The following is a 15249-nucleotide window of genomic DNA, read 5'->3' on the forward strand; positions in this document are numbered from 1 at the left end:
TGATATTTGGTGCACCATTTACGGAGCCCTGTCAAGGAGGCTGGTGATCGACGGCAACCAAGGCTATTTGATGCATCACGCAACAAGAGGATTCCATGTCGGAGTATCTGCTCGCCGGTGTCGTCACTCCTATCGCCCGGCAATCCAATCTCGGAGAACTCACCTATGAGCGCCTAAAGGCGATCATCGTCTCCGGCGCCTTCCCGCCCAACGAGAAGCTGACGGTGCGGTCGGTCGCTGCCGCGCTGGGGGTCAGCACCACTCCGGCGCGGGACGCCATCAATCGGCTTCTGTCGGAGGGAGCTCTTATCAATGAAGGCCCCAAGACGGTCGTCCTGCCATTTCTGACGCTGGAAGTGCTCGACGAGATCACCGCCACGCGGCTCGCCCTGGAAGGTTTGGCCGCCGAGCGCTCCGTTTTGGCAGTTGCTCCTACCGACATTTCGGGCCTTGAACGGATGCAGGTGGCGATCAACGCGGGGTTGGATTCTGCCGAGTATCGGGAGGTCCTAAGAGTCAACCGCGAGTTCCATTTCCTGATCTATCGGTTGTCAGGCTGGCCACGATTGGTCGCGATGATCGAATCCCTTTGGGTGCGTGTCGGTCCTTCGCTAAACGAGCTTTATCCAGGCTTCGCTATGAATCGGCGAGGCGTTGCCAACCATATGGCCGCTTTGCAGGGCCTGCGTGCCAAGGATGGTGCCAAGGTCAGATCCGCCATGGAACAGGACATCCGTGACGGTTACGTGCAGCTCAAGGCGATGATTGAAGCCCGTCGCTAGGCTGGGCGTAGAGGCGTTGAACTTCCCGAATATTTTTGTTGCATCAAATATCATATTTGGTTTAGTGGTTCCGACCACTGCCGCTCCTCGCGCGGCTCCTGGATGGAACAATGACAGTAGCGACGACCAAAGGTCACAACTCCGTAGGACGCGCCTCGAAGGAAGCGTTCGAGCGCGCACGGCACGTCTTCATCGACGGAACCACACGGGTGACAATCGAGCGGGATCCGATTCCGCGATACATGGAGCGGGGCGACGGCGCTTATCTCGTCGATCTCGACGGACGCCGCTTCCTAGACCTGAACGCCAATTTCACTACCCTCATCCATGGCCATCGTTTCGCGCCCGTGATCGAGGCGGTGACGCGCCAGCTGCAGTCCGGGACCTGCTTCGCGAATCCAACGTTGGCCGAGATCGGCCTCGCGGAGTTGATCTGCGAGCGTGTTCCCGGCGTCGAGACGATCCGTTTCGTCAACACCGGCTCCGAAGCTGTGATGTTTGCGATCAAGGCCGCACGCGCCCTCACCGGGCGCTCTGCGATCGCCAAAATCGAGGGCGCCTATCACGGTTCCTATGATTGGGTTGAAGTCAGCCAGGCGAGCACGCCAAGCAACTGGGGGCAGGCGGCTGCCCCGGCGGCCGTTCCCTACTACCGTGGCATGCCAGCGTCGGTTCTGAGCGAGGTGGTGCCGCTCCGTTTCAACGACATCGAAGTTGCGGAACGACAGATCACGACCCGCGCGGCCCATCTGGCGGCGATCGTGCTCGACCCGATGCCGAGCCGAGCCGGCCTGATCGTTCCGACGGCGGAATTCGTATCTGCGATACAGCGAACTGCGAAACGGCACGGCGTCGTCGTCATTGCCGACGAGGTGTTGAGCTTCCGGCAAGGCTATGAAGGCGCCTCGGCACGTTACGGCCTAACGCCAGACCTCTTTACCTTCGGCAAGATCATCGGTGGCGGCTTCCCGATCGGCGCGATCGCCGGCAGCCGCGAGGTTATGAGTGTCTTCGATGCCTCCGCGGGCAAGCCGGCGCTTCCCCAAGGCGGCACCTTCTCCGCCAATCCGCTGTCGATGGTCGCTGGCTTTGCGTCGATGACGGCTTTGGATCGAGCCGCCTTCGAGCATCTCGAAAGGCTAGGCGACCGACTGCGCGAGCAGCTCACGGCCGCGATCGCGCGGCACCACGCGCCTCTTTCGGTTTCCGGCGCCGCCTCGCTCTTCCGAATCCATCCGAAAGCGACCCTGCCGCGGGATTTCCGGGAGGCGACGCCGACCGCCGCGCAAGCGCATGTCATGAAAGAGCTCGGCCGCGCCTTCGCAGAGAGCGGCATCGTTCTTCCTAGCGGCGCGGCAGCTTGCCTCTCCACCCCGATGACAACCGAGGACACCGATCGTGTCGCCTCAGTCTTCGATGACTTTCTCGCTACACGCAGTGACCTGATCGAAAGCCTCGCAGCATGACCAAGACCACCGCCACCGTCGCACAAGTGATCGCCTTCGCCTTGAAGCGCCACGGCGTCGAGGTGATCTTCGGGCAGAGCTTGCCTTCGGCCGTTATCCTCGCCGCCGAAGCCCTAGGCATTCGGCAGATCGCTTATCGGCAGGAGAACATGGGCGGCGCCATGGCTGACGGGTATGCTCGCGTGTCGGGGCGTGTCTCCGTCGTCGCCGCGCAGAACGGTCCCGCCGCCACTCTGCTCGTACCGCCCCTGGCGGAAGCGCTGAAGGCGAGCATTCCGATCGTTGCGCTCGTCCAGGAGGTCGAACGGCATCAGGTCGACAAGAACGCCTTCCAAGAAATAGACCATGTCGCGCTGTTCGCATCCTGTGCGAAATGGACACGGCGGCTTGCGGGCGCCGATCGCGTCGATGACTACGTCGACGCCGCATTCATAGCTGCCGCAAGTGGCCGACCCGGCCCGGCCGTGCTGCTCCTTCCAGCGGATCTTCTACGCGAGGCCGCTACACCGTCAGCGGTCGGGCGTAGCGCGAGCTATGGCAAATTTCCCCTCGATCGTAGCCGCCCGGCCCAAGCGAATATCGAGGCCGTCGCCTGCCTGATCGCTGGGGCCCGACATCCTGTCGTCATGGCGGGCGGCGGCGCCCTCACGCAGGACGCCCCGGCTGCGCTGGCACTGCTCCAGGACCTCGCGGCCTTGCCCGTCTTCACCACCAATATGGGAAAGGGCGCGGTCGACGAGTACCATCCCTTATCATGTGGCGTGCTCGGCGCGTTGGTGGGGCCAGCCTCGGTCGGGCGACACAGCCGCGCGCTGCTCGCCGAGGCCGATCTGATCCTGCAGATCGGCACGCGCAACAACCAGAACGGTACTGACAGCTGGCGGCTCGTGCCTCCGACCGCACGCCTCGTCCAGATCGACATTGACCCGCAAGAAATCGGCCGCAACTACGAAGCGCTTCGCCTCGTCGGCGACGCTGCGGAGACAATCGGCGCGCTGACGGAAGCAATACGCGCGATGGACTTGTCCTCACGCGCCCGAGCGCGGCCCGCTCTGGAGGCCCGCATCGCCGAGGCCTGGAGCCGATTCGAACCCGCCCGCGCACCGCTCGCGCGGCACAACGCGAGCCCGATCCGGCCCGAACGTGTGATGGCCGAATTGCAGACGCTGCTGACGCACGACACGATCGTCGTCGCAGATGCGAGCTACTCCTCAATGTGGATCGTCGGCCAGTTGCGTGGACTGGCGCCGGGCATGCGCTTTTTGACCCCGCGCGGCCTCGCCGGTCTCGGCTGGGGCGTGCCGCTCGCTATAGGCGCGAAGGTCGCGAAGCCGGTTGCCCGGGTGGTCGCGCTGGTCGGCGACGGTGGATTCGCCCATTCCTGGGCAGAGCTCGAAACCATGGTTCGGATGGGCATCTCGCTCACGGTCATTGTGCTGAACAACGGCGTTCTCGGCTATCAGAGGGACGCCGAGACCGTGAAGTTCGGAGCCTACACTACGGCCTGCCACTTTGCCCCAGTCGATCACGCCGCGATCGCCCGAGCCTGCGGCTGCGTCGCCGTGCACGTCGAGACGCCGACGGAGATCCTTCCGGCGCTGCGCGACGCGTTGCAGGGAGAACGACCAACCCTGATCGAGATCACCACCGATCCGGACGCACATCCGGCGATTTCCCTCTTTGATGGAGCGCTCGACCCCGTGGTCGCCCCCGAACCGGTGGTCATCTGATGGCACGGCCCCGCGGCAACGCTGTCGTCCCTAGCGGCAACTCCGGCATTTCGCCGCCAAGATGTTCGCAAGGGTACCAGCAGTTCGCTGCTGCTGGCCAACATCCGCTGTTGCTTCCGTCAACGGACATCATGGGGACTTTCCTACATGACCAAACCAAGCACACGCGGCTCTAGTCGACGCATCGGCGCACACCTTGCAGCGACGCTCATCCGGCAGATCGGGCTCAGCCTTCTGCTCTCAGCTGCGGCGGTAGCACAGTCAGGCGAGGTAGTCGTCGCTACCACGGGCGGCGTCTACGACAGGACACTGAAGGAGGTTTGGTTCGAGCCCTTCACCAAGGCGACCGGGATCAAGGTCAACACCGTTACCGCCAACGATTCCGAGCAGCGGGCGCGCGCCCAGGCCATGGCGAACGCAGGTCGGGTTACGTGGGACATCATCAACAACGTCGACATCATCGCCGAGTCACCGCTGAATCGATCTTTCACCCGCGACCTATCGGTCTTGTGCGAGCAGTTCAGGGAGCGCAAAGATCTGATCGATAAGACCTGCAATTCTGCCGGGGTGCGGATCACGTTTAACGCCACGCTTCTCGCCTTCGACGCGGCGCGTTTCACGGGCGCCAAGCCCCGGAGTTGGGCTGATTTCTGGGATATCGCCCGTTTCCCTGGCCCGCGTGCGTTGCCGAGCTTCAATGATCCCTGGCGCGTGTTCGCGGCCGCGCTGCTGGCTGACGGCGTGCCCGCTGACAACCTCTTCCCTCTCGACATCAATCGAGCCCTCAAGAAGCTCGACCAGATCAAACCGAAAATCCAGCTCTGGTGGCGCACCGGAGACCAGAGCCAGCAGGGCTTCCGCAATGGCGAATACGTCATCGGCATGATTTGGGGGACGCGCGCCTCGGCCTTGAAGGCGGAAGGCCAACCTGTTCAGATTTCCTACGATGGCGCCTTCATGTTGGCCGACACGATGCAGATCCTCCGCAACGGCCCCAACCCCGCCGGAGCGGAGGCGCTGCTGAAGTTCTACCTGGATAGTCCGACGGTGCAGGCGAAACTCGCAGAGCGTCTTAACGTCACACCGCCGAGCCTCGCCGCCATGGCGATGATGAGCGAGGCCGCACGGGCCAACATCCCGAATTCGCGAGAAGCCTTCCAGGCTATCGTAAAACACGATTCCGCCTGGATCGCAGCCAACCAAGCCCGAATGCTAGACGCCTGGAACGCTTGGATCCAGCAATAACACCGACAATCAGGTGGCTAAATTCCGTCATGAGAGGTTCTTAGGCCAATGGGTGGTAAGCCTAACGTCAACAGATCGCGACGTAGCGTTGCCGATCTCGCCCGCGACGCAACCCGGACCCTCAGTGCTCGCTGGGCTGAGCTGGCCTGTCACAATCCGCTGCGACGACTTGGTAATATTGATCCGGCATTGTCTGCGTGAATAGAATTTCCAATGCAACAATATCTGTATAGCCTTTAGTCTCGTCGCCGGCATTGATTAACTCAACCACGGTCAAGCCCTTGCCGGTGTCGCGGCGCGCCGCACGGCGGGCAGCAGCGACAGCTCGGCCATCTCGATCGAGGCATCATAGGTGTCAGCGCCGTAACCGAACGCGCCGGCCATGCCGCAGCAGCTCGATTCGATGGTCTCGACCTTCAGGCCCGGAATGAGGCGCAGCACCTGCTCGACCGGCTGAAGGCGACGAAGGATTTTTGGTGACAATGGCCGTGCATCAAGGTTGGGCGACGAATACATCGGAAAAAACGTTGACGTCCTTGTGGTGCAGTGGGGACCGCCTACCAGCACGTTCAAAATGAACAGCGGAGAGACCTCATATTGGAGTGGGCCCTCCAGGGGGGACAGGTTGGCTTTCAGTAATTGACCGGACGGCCGGGCTTTCAGAGGATGAAGGCCCATGGCAAAGCACCGAACCCACAGCGTCGAGTTCAAACGGCAGGTGTCGCAAGAGTATCTGAGCGGCGAGACGCTGCACGGGCTCGCGAAGCGGCATGACATCTCCCGCAATCTGATCCGGATCTGGGTCGAGAAGTTTCAGGCAGGCGCTCTCGATGAAGATTTGGCGGCGGCCGATCTTCTCCAGGATTATGAGGCGCGAATTGCCGCCCTCGAGAGGCTGGTCGGGAAACAGGCCCTGGAGCTCGAGTTTCTAAAGGGGGCTCTGCATGCACGACCGCGGAGGAGAAGCGAGCCTACATCCGCGATCACCGGCCCCGCGGCCTCTCCGTCACGGAAGGATGTCGGCTGATGGGGATTGCGCGCTCGACTTACTATGACCGCTCTGAGAAGGCGGCCGATGATACTGCGATCGTTGAGGCGATCGCCACTATCTGCGACGAGTTCGAGCACTATGGCTGGCGTCGCGTCCAGGCTGCGCTTCGCCAGCAGGGCCTGATCGTTAATCACAAGAAGATCCGCCGCCTGATGCGTGAGCATGACCTTCAGCCGAGATTACGTCGCCGCTTCATGGTGACAACAGACAGCGATCACGGTCAGCCGACCTTCCCGAATCTCGCCACCGACATCACTCCCACCGGTACCGACCAACTCTGGGTGGCCGATATCACATATGTCGCCATCGCCGGCGGCTTTGTCTATGTCGCCGTCATCTTGGATGCCTGGTCACGGCGAGTGGTCGGATACGCCATCAGCCGCTCGATCGACGCCCGGCTGACGCTCGCGGCCCTGGCCGCCGCGATCGAAGGCCGCAAACCACCTCCCGGCTGCGTGCATCATTCCGATCGTGGATCACAATACGCTGCGGCTGCCTATCGCGATCATCTTGCCGCCCACGGCTTGATCGGCTCCATGGGCCGGCGCGGCAACCCATACGACAACGCCACGGCGGAGAGCTTCATGAAGACACTCAAGGTCGAAGCCGTTTATCCGATGGCATTCGAAACCTTCATCGACGTTGCCGAAAACCTTCCGCGCTTCCTTGAGGAGGTTTACAACCGTCGACGGCTTCACTCGGCACTCGGTTATCTCAGTCCTGTGCAATTCGAGGATCAACACACCCGGCGAACGGTCAAACCAGCAGCCTGACCCCGTCTGCTCCGAGGGGCCCACTCCATATCTCTGGCAACTGTCCGCTATCATTGACATTGACACTGACCGCGGATCCGGCACGGCCAGCTCCCGGTATTGCAAGGTCAGCGTCATCGCTTCTCCGGCAGGAGTTATAAACCAGCTCAATACCGAGGATGCGAACGCCGGCCGCGGAATTGTCGGGGCGCCAGGTGGTTTCGGCAGCATGTGTGCTCGACGTCTCGGAATGAAACCGCAAACGTAAAAACGAAAGTTGCACCTCTGCCGTGCTTGCCTGCCGAGCGCGGTGTTGCGCCGTGGATGTTGAGCCGGCGTTACAGTGGGGGGCAAACGCTCGGGTGGAACAATCCACGCAATCCCATTGCGCTTGCCTAAACCCTTCTTAGGCCTGAGGTAACCAGCTTCCGCGATGGGTCGCGCGCCCAGCGCATCGGCGGTAACTCGATCAGGCGATAGGTCGTAGCCGCGACAGCGATCGGGAGCAGGATGGAGGCGGTTATACGGACGGCCACGATCCACAATGGTGGGTGCTCGTCCCAGACGGTCAGCCAAGCTGGATTCATATTCGCGAGCCAAGTCACGAGCAAGAAATGCGTCAAATAAAGTGAATAGGAAATCTGCCCCAGCCAAAGAAGGACCTTCGGGAACGCTGCACCGTTGAGCTCCGCTGTAATGACAGCATAGATCAGGCAACCCGCACCGGTCCCATAGGTGAACAGCCGCACGAACGTGTTGAACTCGTCGTAGCCATGATTCATGAGGATCCAGCCGACGCTGAAGAGTATCAGTCCGAGGGCTACCGCAGCCAAGGGAATCGGACAGGGAGCGCCCGTGCGAACTAGCCAGGCGATGACAACGCCGATCCCGAACTCCAGCGTGAGCGGCATCGAGTATACCCAGAGAGATATGCCGAGGATGTCCGCGACGATGACGGCTCCGAGGACAGCAAGCAACGTCTCCATCACCCGAGTCGGAAACAGGCCCAGGATGATCGTGACAGCGGCATAAAAGGCGAGCTCGAAGCAAAGCGACCACGCTGTCACCACGTATCGATTGAATATCACGAGCGAGAAGACATGCGCGATATCCAAGCCCCCCTGCCCCCACGACGAGACGGAGATCCATTGAGAGCTGATGACCGAGGCGAAAAGCACGACCCAATAGAGCGGATAAATTCGAGCAACGCGCTTAATGGCGAAATCTAGAACGCTTGCGCGACCGGACCGGCTTCCGACCTCGGCCGCAGTTGTTGCGATGATGAACCCAGAAATCACGAAGAAAATGTCGACGCCGCCCTGCAACAGCCGAAGAACGAGAAGACCTTCCGGGAAGAGATCGATCCGCGCGGCTGCGGCGTGGCCGCACACGACAGAGAGCGCTGCAATGCCTCGCATCGCCTGAATTCCATAGTAGGTTTTCAATCCGGCTCCCCCAGCTTTTGGCGGCTTAGCGCCGCACGTCTTATAGGCGCCTTGACGACCTGTTTCCAGAGCACCAGCTGGGTTTCAGAGTTGACAACGGCCGAACCTCGCGCATCATGATGACAAAAGAGCTCATCCGTGCCGGTCAATGCAAGCTCATAGTTCCGACGATCTTCCTGACCGACTACGTCGGAGGATTGGTCAAGCTCTTCGATCCCGAACCGAAGGCGGCTCCGCTAGTGGGGGCGGTGATCGAATGCCAACGGATCGCTAACACGATTGTCTCTCCCGATCTCAACTGAACGATCGATCTGTGAGCATCGACACATGGGTTCCTGGAGGGTATCGAGAATGCCCGACTGACTTCCCCAATCTCGATCTAGAGATCGAAAGGAGAATGGGCATTCCGGCGGGGCGGGCAACTTCTGTCGCCCCGCAGTGTTGCTGTCTTTCGATTCCTACTCGGCACCACTGGCGCCGAGTAGGGGACGTACTTTGCCCGTCGCTGCACGCGAACAGGGATGGATGGACGACTTGCTGTGAAATCCACGCGAACTTGGCCATCGTAAAGCTCCGAAAGCCCGGATTCAAAGGTGCTATTGAGTCGGAGTGACGATGAAGGCGTTCACGAAGCGTACGTTCGCCTGGCCCTGGAGTGCGGACCAACACGATTCCCATCGGAATCCATTTCGTGGGATCTTTGTTCAGCCAATCCTGCGTTTCGACATTCCATTTTACAATCGTGAGGCCGAGTTCGCCGACCGCGGCGCTCTCGTTGGCCTGATATTTTCCCTCAGGGGGACGAAGCCATTTCTTGTAGGTGCTAAGTCCCTTCAGTGTGTTGTCGGCGTCGACGATCTCCGTCTTGATTCATCTGGCAGCGGTGCATCATCAACTCCGTTAAGCTGCTAGCTTGGTGGCCGTTCGGCAGCCGCCCGTTTGATCCAAGCCCGACATTCAAGAGGGCAACATGAAGTTCGCCGCCAATATCCGCAATCACCCAACCAAATTGGATCGCCGTGCCGTCGAGGTCGATGGCGCCGTCAATTGCAGCTAAATGCGCTGTGCGCACGCATTCAAGAGGACTTCCTGTACGCCGAGATCGCAATCCACCAGGTTCGTGCGGTCGGCGAACCCGTTCTCGTCGCGCGCCGGCACGTGTGTGAACGAGCTGGATCGCCGCGTACGAGCGCTATCCAGCGTTGGCCTTCAGCCTTGCGGCCTGGATGCCCGCGATGGCACAAGCCTCGTCATTGTCGGAAGTGTCGCCGGACACGCCGACGGCACCAAGCAGCGTTGCGCCATCCATGATCAGCACGCCGCCGGGGACCGGCACCAGCGCGCCCTTGGCGATGGTATTTACGGAATCGATGAAATAGGCCTGTTCTTGCGCGCGCTGGTACAAGGCGCGCGAGCCCATGCCCATGGCGAGCGCCCCATAGGCCTTGCCGTGGGCGATCTCGGCGCGCATCAGGCTGGTGCCGTCCTGCGCCGCGGCGATCTTGAGCACGCCGCGTGCGTCCAGGATGGTGACGACCAGCGGCTTGAGCTTCAGCTCGGTGGACTTTGCGAAGGCGGCGTCGAGGATCTTGCGGGCGGTGTCGAGCGTGAGGTCAGCCATGGCTGGTTTCCTTTTTAGTGTGTGAAGTGGAATTTGCTCCGGCGCGGTCGAGGCTCATCGCCAGCACGCGCGCGACGTGAAGCGCTTGGCGCTGGGCGCCGTCGTGGATCTGATGCCGGCAGGAGGTGCCGTCGGCGACGACCAGTGTATTCTGGTCGGCGCGCCGCACGGCGGGCAGCAACGACAGCTCGGCCATCTCGATCGAGGCATCATAGGTGTCAGCGCCGTAACCGAACGCGCCGGCCATGCCGCAGCAGCTCGATTCGATGGTCTCGACCTTCAGGCCTGGAATGAGGCGCAGCACTTGCTCGACCGGCTTGAAGGCGCCGAAGGATTTTTGGTGGCAATGGCCGTGCACGACGGCCTTGTCGGCGACGGTACCGAGCGGCAGCTGCAGCCTTCCGGCCTCCGCTTCGCGCACCAAAAATTCCTCGAAAGTCAGCGCGTGGGCGCCGACGGCCCTGGCATCGTTGTCCTTGCGCAGCGAGGCGAGCTCGTCACGCAGTGTCAGCAGACAGCTCGGCTCGAGGCCGACGATCGGCACGCCGCGCGCGGCAAAGGGCGCGAAGGCGGTGACGAGACGATCGAGCTCGGATCTCGCTTCATCGACAAGGCCGGCTGAGAGGAATGTCCGGCCGCAGCAGAGCGGGCGACTGCCGCTCGTCGGCTTGGGCAGGTGCACGCGATAACCGCCCGCCGCGAGCACGCGGAGCGCGGCGTCGAGATTTTCGCGCTCGTAGATGCGATTGAAGGTGTCCGTGAACAACACGACTTCGCGGCCGGTCTCCGGCCCAACCGCTTCCGCGGGCGGCACGAACACGTCGCTGCGGAAGGCGGGCAGGGCGCGGCGCGCGCTGATGCCGGCAAAGCGCTCGAACAGGTTTCGCAGCAGCGGGCTGCGGTTACGCAAATTGGCGAGCGGCGCGAAGCGCGATGCGAGACCGGCATAGCGCGGGAGGTAACCGACCAGGCGGTCGCGCGGGGTCAGGCCATGGGACGCAGCGCGGGCGGCGAGCACCTCGATCTTCATCTTGGCCATGTCGACGCCGGTCGGGCATTCGTGGCGGCAGGCCTTACAGGAGACGCAGAGCTTTAGGGTCTCCATCATCTCGTCGGAGGACAACGCGTCGGGGCCGAGCTGGCCGGAGATTGCGAGCCGCAAGCTGTTGGCGCGTCCGCGGGTGACGTCCTTCTCGTTGCGCGTCGCGCGGTAGGACGGGCACATCACGCCGCCCTCGAGCTTGCGGCAGGCGCCGTTGTTGTTGCACATCTCGACCGCGCCCTGGAAACCGCCGCCGGCGCCGGGATAGGCGGACCAATCCAGCTTCGTCTTCAACTCGTTGACGCGGTAGTCGGGTTTGAAGCGGAACAGCGAGCGATCGTCCATCCGGGGTGCATCGACGATCTTGCCGGGATTGAGGACGCCTTCGGGATCGAAGCGCTGCTTCACCTCCCTGAAGTCGGCGACGAGACGCTCGCCGAACATGGTCTCGTGGAATTCAGAGCGCACCAGGCCATCGCCATGCTCGCCGGAATGCGAGCCCTTGTACTCGCGCACCAGCGCGAAGGCCTCCTCGGCGATGGCCCGCATCGCCTTGACGTCCTTCTCAAGCTTTAGGTTCAGCACGGGCCGTACGTGCAGGCAGCCCTCGGAGGCATGCGCATACATCGTGCCGCTGGTGCCGTGCTTGGCGAAAACCTCGCTCAAGCGCGCGGTGTAGTCGGCGAGATGCGGCAACGGCACGGCGCAATCCTCGACGAACGAGACCGGCTTGCCCTCCTGCTTCATCGACATCATGACGTTGAGGCCGGCGGCGCGGAAATCGGCGATGCCGCTTTGCAGCGCGGGCTCGGTGACCTCGACCACGCCGCCCCATTTGCGCTGGTCGTTATTCCAGCCGAAGCCGAGATCGCCCATCAATTCGCCGAGTTGCTTGAGGCGCACCAGATTGTCCGCCTGGTCCTCTTCGGCAAATTCGACCACCAGAACGGCATCCGGATCGCCCTTGATGGCGGCGGAGATGATCGGCCTGAACATCGCGATGTCGCGGCCGAGCGCGAGCATGGTGCGGTCGACCAGCTCGACCGCGATCGGCTTGAGCTTGACCAGGTGCTGGGCGGCGTCCATCGCCTCGTAGAAACTGCCGAAATGACAGATGCCGAGCGCCTTGTTGCGGATGACAGGCCACAGCTTCAGCTCGACCTTGGTGGTGAAGGCGAGGGTGCCTTCCGAGCCGACCAGGAGATGCGCCATGTTGTTGCGCGCATTGCGCGGCGTCAGCGCATCGAGATTGTAGCCGCCGACACGGCGCTGCACCTTGGGAAAGCGCGCGGCGATCTCGTCGGCCTCACGGGCGCCGAGATCGAGCATGTCGCGGAACAGGGCGCGCGCGCTGTCGTTCGCATCGAGATCGGAGAGATCGCGCGACACCTCGCCGTAGCGGCCCAGCGTGCCGTCGGCGAGCGCCGCCTCCATCGACAGCGTGTTGTCGCGCATCGTGCCGTAGCGCAGACTACGGCCGCCGCAGGAATTGTTGCCGGCCATACCGCCGATGGTGGCGCGCGAGGCCGTGGAGACGTCGACCGGAAACCACAGGCCGTGCTTCTTGAGCTGACGGTTGAGGTCGTCGAGCACGATGCCGGGCTCGACCACGCAGGTGCGGCCCGCGACGTCGAGCGAGAGGATGCGGTTGAGGTGCTTCGAGAGATCGACCACGAGGCCGTCATTGACGGTCTGGCCGCATTGCGAGGTGCCGCCGCCGCGCGGGGCGACCTTGATGCCCTCGTCGCGGGCAATCGCCAGCGCTTTGAGGGCCTCGTCCATGGTCCTGGGCACGACCACGCCGGCCGGCATGATCTGGTAAAACGAGGCGTCGGTGGCATAGCGGCCGCGGCTGAAGCCGTCGAACAGGACGTCGCCGGTCATTTCCGCGCGCAGGCGCCGTTCGAGCGAGGAGGCGTTTGTCATCCCTGGTCCCGGATTGACCCAGCGAGGCCCAGCCTTACTGAGTTATTCATTATTTCTCATGACCGATTATATTATGAATTCAAAATGAGCAAGTCGGCCGCCCCTCAGGGTGAGGCCGGCGCGTCCTCTTGGGGTTCGGTCAGGTGCTCGATTGCGGCCGCCCGCTTGTTGCGCAGGTGCTGGAACAGGATGTCGCTGAGCTCGCTGGCGGCGCGGCGGCGCAGCGCGTCGAGGATGGTCTCGTGCTCGCGCATCGCTTCCGCCCAGCGCTGCCGCTTGCGGGCGAAATTGGCGGAGTAGCGGACCCGGCGGATGCGGCCTGCGAAGTTGGCGTAGGCGCTCTTCAGCGTCTCGTTGCGCGCGGCCGCGACGATGCTTTCGTGGATGCGCTGGTTGGTCTGGAAATAGCCGTGCATGTCGCGATGCAGATAGTGCCCGTACATCTCGTAATGCAGCTGCTCGATCGCGGTGATTTCCTCATCCGTAATGGCCTCGCAGGCGAGGCGCCCGGCAAGGCTCTCCAGCCCCGCCATGACGTCGAACAGCTCCTCGAGGTCGCGCTGGCTAAGTTGGCGGACGCGCGCGCCGCGGTTGGGCAGAAGCTCGATCAGGCCCTCGGAAGCGAGCACTTTCAGGGCCTCGCGCAACGGCGTGCGGGAGATCCCGAGCATCGCGCAGAGCTGCCGCTCGGGAACGCGCGCGCCGTCGGGAATGTTGCCCTCGACCACGTAGTCGCGCAGCCGCAGCAGGATCTCGCCGTGAAGCGAGGCCTCCTGGCGGTCGCCGCCATTTGCGGCTGGTGGGGCGATCGGAACCCCGGTGTCGGGAATCGTGGATTTCATTTGCAGCACAATAGTTTGCCTGTTTGATCGCGTCGATGTTCACGAACGAATACCAAAATTCAATTGAAATGACAAAAAATGAATGCAAAATGGCCTCCGAAGCTGGCTAGAGTCCGCCGACAGGGAGGTTTTCATGCACCAGGGACGCCATTTCCTTCAGATTCCAGGCCCGAGCCCGGTCCCCGAGCGCGTCCTCCGCGCCATGGACATGCCGGTCATTGACCACCGGAGCGCAGAATTCGGCGAGCTCGGCCGCGCCGTGCTCGAAGGCAGCCAGACAATTTTCCAGACCGCGGGCCCGGTGGTGATCTTCCCCTCGTCGGGGACGGGCGCCTGGGAGGCCGCGATCGTCAACACGCTGTCGCCTGGCGATAAGGTGCTGATGGTCGAGACCGGCCATTTCGCCACCCTGTGGCGGCAGATGGCGGGGCGGTTCGGCATCGAGGTCGACTTCGTGCCCGGCGACTGGCGCCGCGGCGCCGATCCCGCATTGATCGAGGCGAAGCTCACCGAGGACAAGGCGCGCGCGATCAAGGCCGTCATGGTCGTGCACAACGAGACCTCGACCGGCGCGACCAGCCGCATCGCCGAGATCCGCGCCGCGATTGACCGCACCGCGCATCCGGCGCTGCTGATGGTCGACACCATCTCCTCGCTCGGCTCGGTCGACTACCGCCACGACGAATGGAAGGTCGACGTCAGCGTGAGCTGCTCGCAGAAGGGTTTCATGTTGCCGCCCGGTCTCGGCTTCAACGCGATCTCGGAGAAGGCGCGCGCAGCCGCGAAGACCAACAAGATGCCGCGCTCTTATTTCGACTGGGAGGAGATGCTCAAGCCCAACGCCAACGGCTTCTTCCCCTACACGCCAGCGACCAATCTGCTCTACGGCCTGCGCGAGGCGATCGCGATGCTGCTCGAAGAGGGGCTCGACAACGTGTTCGCGCGCCATCAGCGGCTGGCTGCGGCGACGCGTGCCGCCGTCAGTCACTGGGGTCTCGAGATCCTCTGCCAGGAACCCTCGGAGTTCTCGCCGGTGCTCACCGCGGTGTTGATGCCGCCGGGCCACGACGCCGATCAGTTCCGCAAGATCGTGCTCGAAAATTACAACATGTCGCTCGGCTCGGGCCTGTCGAAGGTCGCCGGAAAAGTCTTCCGCATCGGCCATCTCGGCGAATGCAACGCGCTGACGCTGCTCGGCGCGCTGACCGGCGTGGAGATGGGCCTGTCGGTTGCGGGCGTGCCGCATCGCTCCGGCGGTGTCGACGCCGCGATGAAGCTGCTGGAGCAGCGCCCGCAGGGCAATGCCCCGCCGCATCTGAAAGTGGTCGGCACCTAGGTCGCGCGGGA

At 62.8% G+C, this 15249-nt stretch carries 12 protein-coding genes and 1 pseudogene; 8 read left to right on the top strand and 5 right to left on the bottom strand.

The features are described 5' to 3' along the window. Nucleotides 1-95 precede the first annotated feature (95 nt). From AB7G19_RS13660 to AB7G19_RS13675, 4 genes are all read left to right on the top strand, one after another. Complete coding sequence (locus tag AB7G19_RS13660; RefSeq protein ID WP_354130572.1) at nt 96-782, top strand: GntR family transcriptional regulator; 687 nt, start codon at nt 96-98, stop codon at nt 780-782. Nucleotides 783-892: 110 nt separating this feature from the next. Continuing rightward, nucleotides 893-2248: an aspartate aminotransferase family protein gene (locus AB7G19_RS13665; RefSeq protein ID WP_354130571.1), complete on the top strand. Its 1356-nt coding sequence runs from the start codon at nt 893-895 to the stop codon at nt 2246-2248. After that, a complete protein-coding gene (locus tag AB7G19_RS13670; protein WP_354130570.1) occupies nt 2245-3978 on the top strand; it encodes an acetolactate synthase catalytic subunit in 1734 nt (577 codons plus the stop codon). The genes AB7G19_RS13665 and AB7G19_RS13670 overlap by 4 nt, the downstream gene beginning before the upstream one ends. 147 nt (nt 3979-4125) lie before the next feature. Next, nucleotides 4126-5223 (top strand): ABC transporter substrate-binding protein, encoded by a 1098-nt coding sequence (locus AB7G19_RS13675; protein ID WP_441267871.1) that lies wholly within the window; start codon nt 4126-4128, stop codon nt 5221-5223. A gap of 294 nt (nt 5224-5517) precedes the next feature. On the opposite strand, the pseudogene AB7G19_RS13680 reads toward AB7G19_RS13675, so the two are convergent. After that, nucleotides 5518-5720: pseudogene (locus AB7G19_RS13680) on the bottom strand (hypothetical protein); the annotation flags it as partial. A 179-nt stretch (nt 5721-5899) separates the two neighbouring features. Here AB7G19_RS13680 and AB7G19_RS13685 point away from each other — a divergent pair. Both AB7G19_RS13685 and AB7G19_RS13690 read left to right on the top strand, forming a co-directional pair. Then, a complete protein-coding gene (locus AB7G19_RS13685) occupies nt 5900-6250 on the top strand; it encodes a transposase (protein WP_063981905.1) in 351 nt (116 codons plus the stop codon). After that, nucleotides 6199-7047 (top strand): IS3 family transposase, encoded by an 849-nt coding sequence (locus tag AB7G19_RS13690; RefSeq protein ID WP_354133514.1) that lies wholly within the window; start codon nt 6199-6201, stop codon nt 7045-7047. Before AB7G19_RS13685 ends, AB7G19_RS13690 begins: the two co-directional genes overlap by 52 nt. Nucleotides 7048-7421: 374 nt before the next feature. On the opposite strand, the gene AB7G19_RS13695 is transcribed toward AB7G19_RS13690, so the two are convergent. Next, nucleotides 7422-8471: an acyltransferase family protein gene (locus tag AB7G19_RS13695; protein ID WP_441267872.1), complete on the bottom strand. Its 1050-nt coding sequence runs from the start codon at nt 8469-8471 to the stop codon at nt 7422-7424. A gap of 119 nt (nt 8472-8590) precedes the next feature. Between AB7G19_RS13695 and AB7G19_RS13700 the strand changes: the two genes are divergently transcribed. Beyond that, nucleotides 8591-8773 carry a hypothetical protein gene (locus tag AB7G19_RS13700; RefSeq protein ID WP_441267873.1) on the top strand — a complete coding sequence of 61 codons (183 nt, stop codon included), beginning with the start codon at nt 8591-8593 and terminating at the stop codon, nt 8771-8773. An 890-nt stretch (nt 8774-9663) separates the two neighbouring features. Here the strand turns inward: AB7G19_RS13700 and AB7G19_RS13705 are convergent. The 3 genes from AB7G19_RS13705 to AB7G19_RS13715 form a co-directional block, all read right to left on the bottom strand. Then, complete coding sequence (locus tag AB7G19_RS13705; protein ID WP_354130667.1) at nt 9664-10092, bottom strand: GlcG/HbpS family heme-binding protein; 429 nt, start codon at nt 10090-10092, stop codon at nt 9664-9666. Further along, a complete protein-coding gene (locus AB7G19_RS13710) occupies nt 10085-13060 on the bottom strand; it encodes an FAD-binding and (Fe-S)-binding domain-containing protein (protein ID WP_354130668.1) in 2976 nt (991 codons plus the stop codon). The genes AB7G19_RS13705 and AB7G19_RS13710 overlap by 8 nt, the downstream gene beginning before the upstream one ends. A gap of 104 nt (nt 13061-13164) precedes the next feature. Continuing rightward, nucleotides 13165-13902 carry a GntR family transcriptional regulator gene (locus AB7G19_RS13715; RefSeq protein ID WP_304490682.1) on the bottom strand — a complete coding sequence of 246 codons (738 nt, stop codon included), beginning with the start codon at nt 13900-13902 and terminating at the stop codon, nt 13165-13167. 133 nt (nt 13903-14035) lie between these two features. Here AB7G19_RS13715 and AB7G19_RS13720 point away from each other — a divergent pair, with 133 nt between their 5' ends. Then, nucleotides 14036-15238, top strand: a complete 1203-nt coding sequence (locus AB7G19_RS13720) for a pyridoxal-phosphate-dependent aminotransferase family protein (protein WP_441267874.1) — start codon at nt 14036-14038, stop codon at nt 15236-15238. The last annotated feature ends 11 nt before the right edge of the window (nt 15239-15249 follow it).

The sequence above is a fragment of the Bradyrhizobium sp. 215_C5_N1_1 genome, from assembly GCF_052075935.1.
GTDB lineage: Bacteria > Pseudomonadota > Alphaproteobacteria > Rhizobiales > Xanthobacteraceae > Bradyrhizobium > Bradyrhizobium barranii.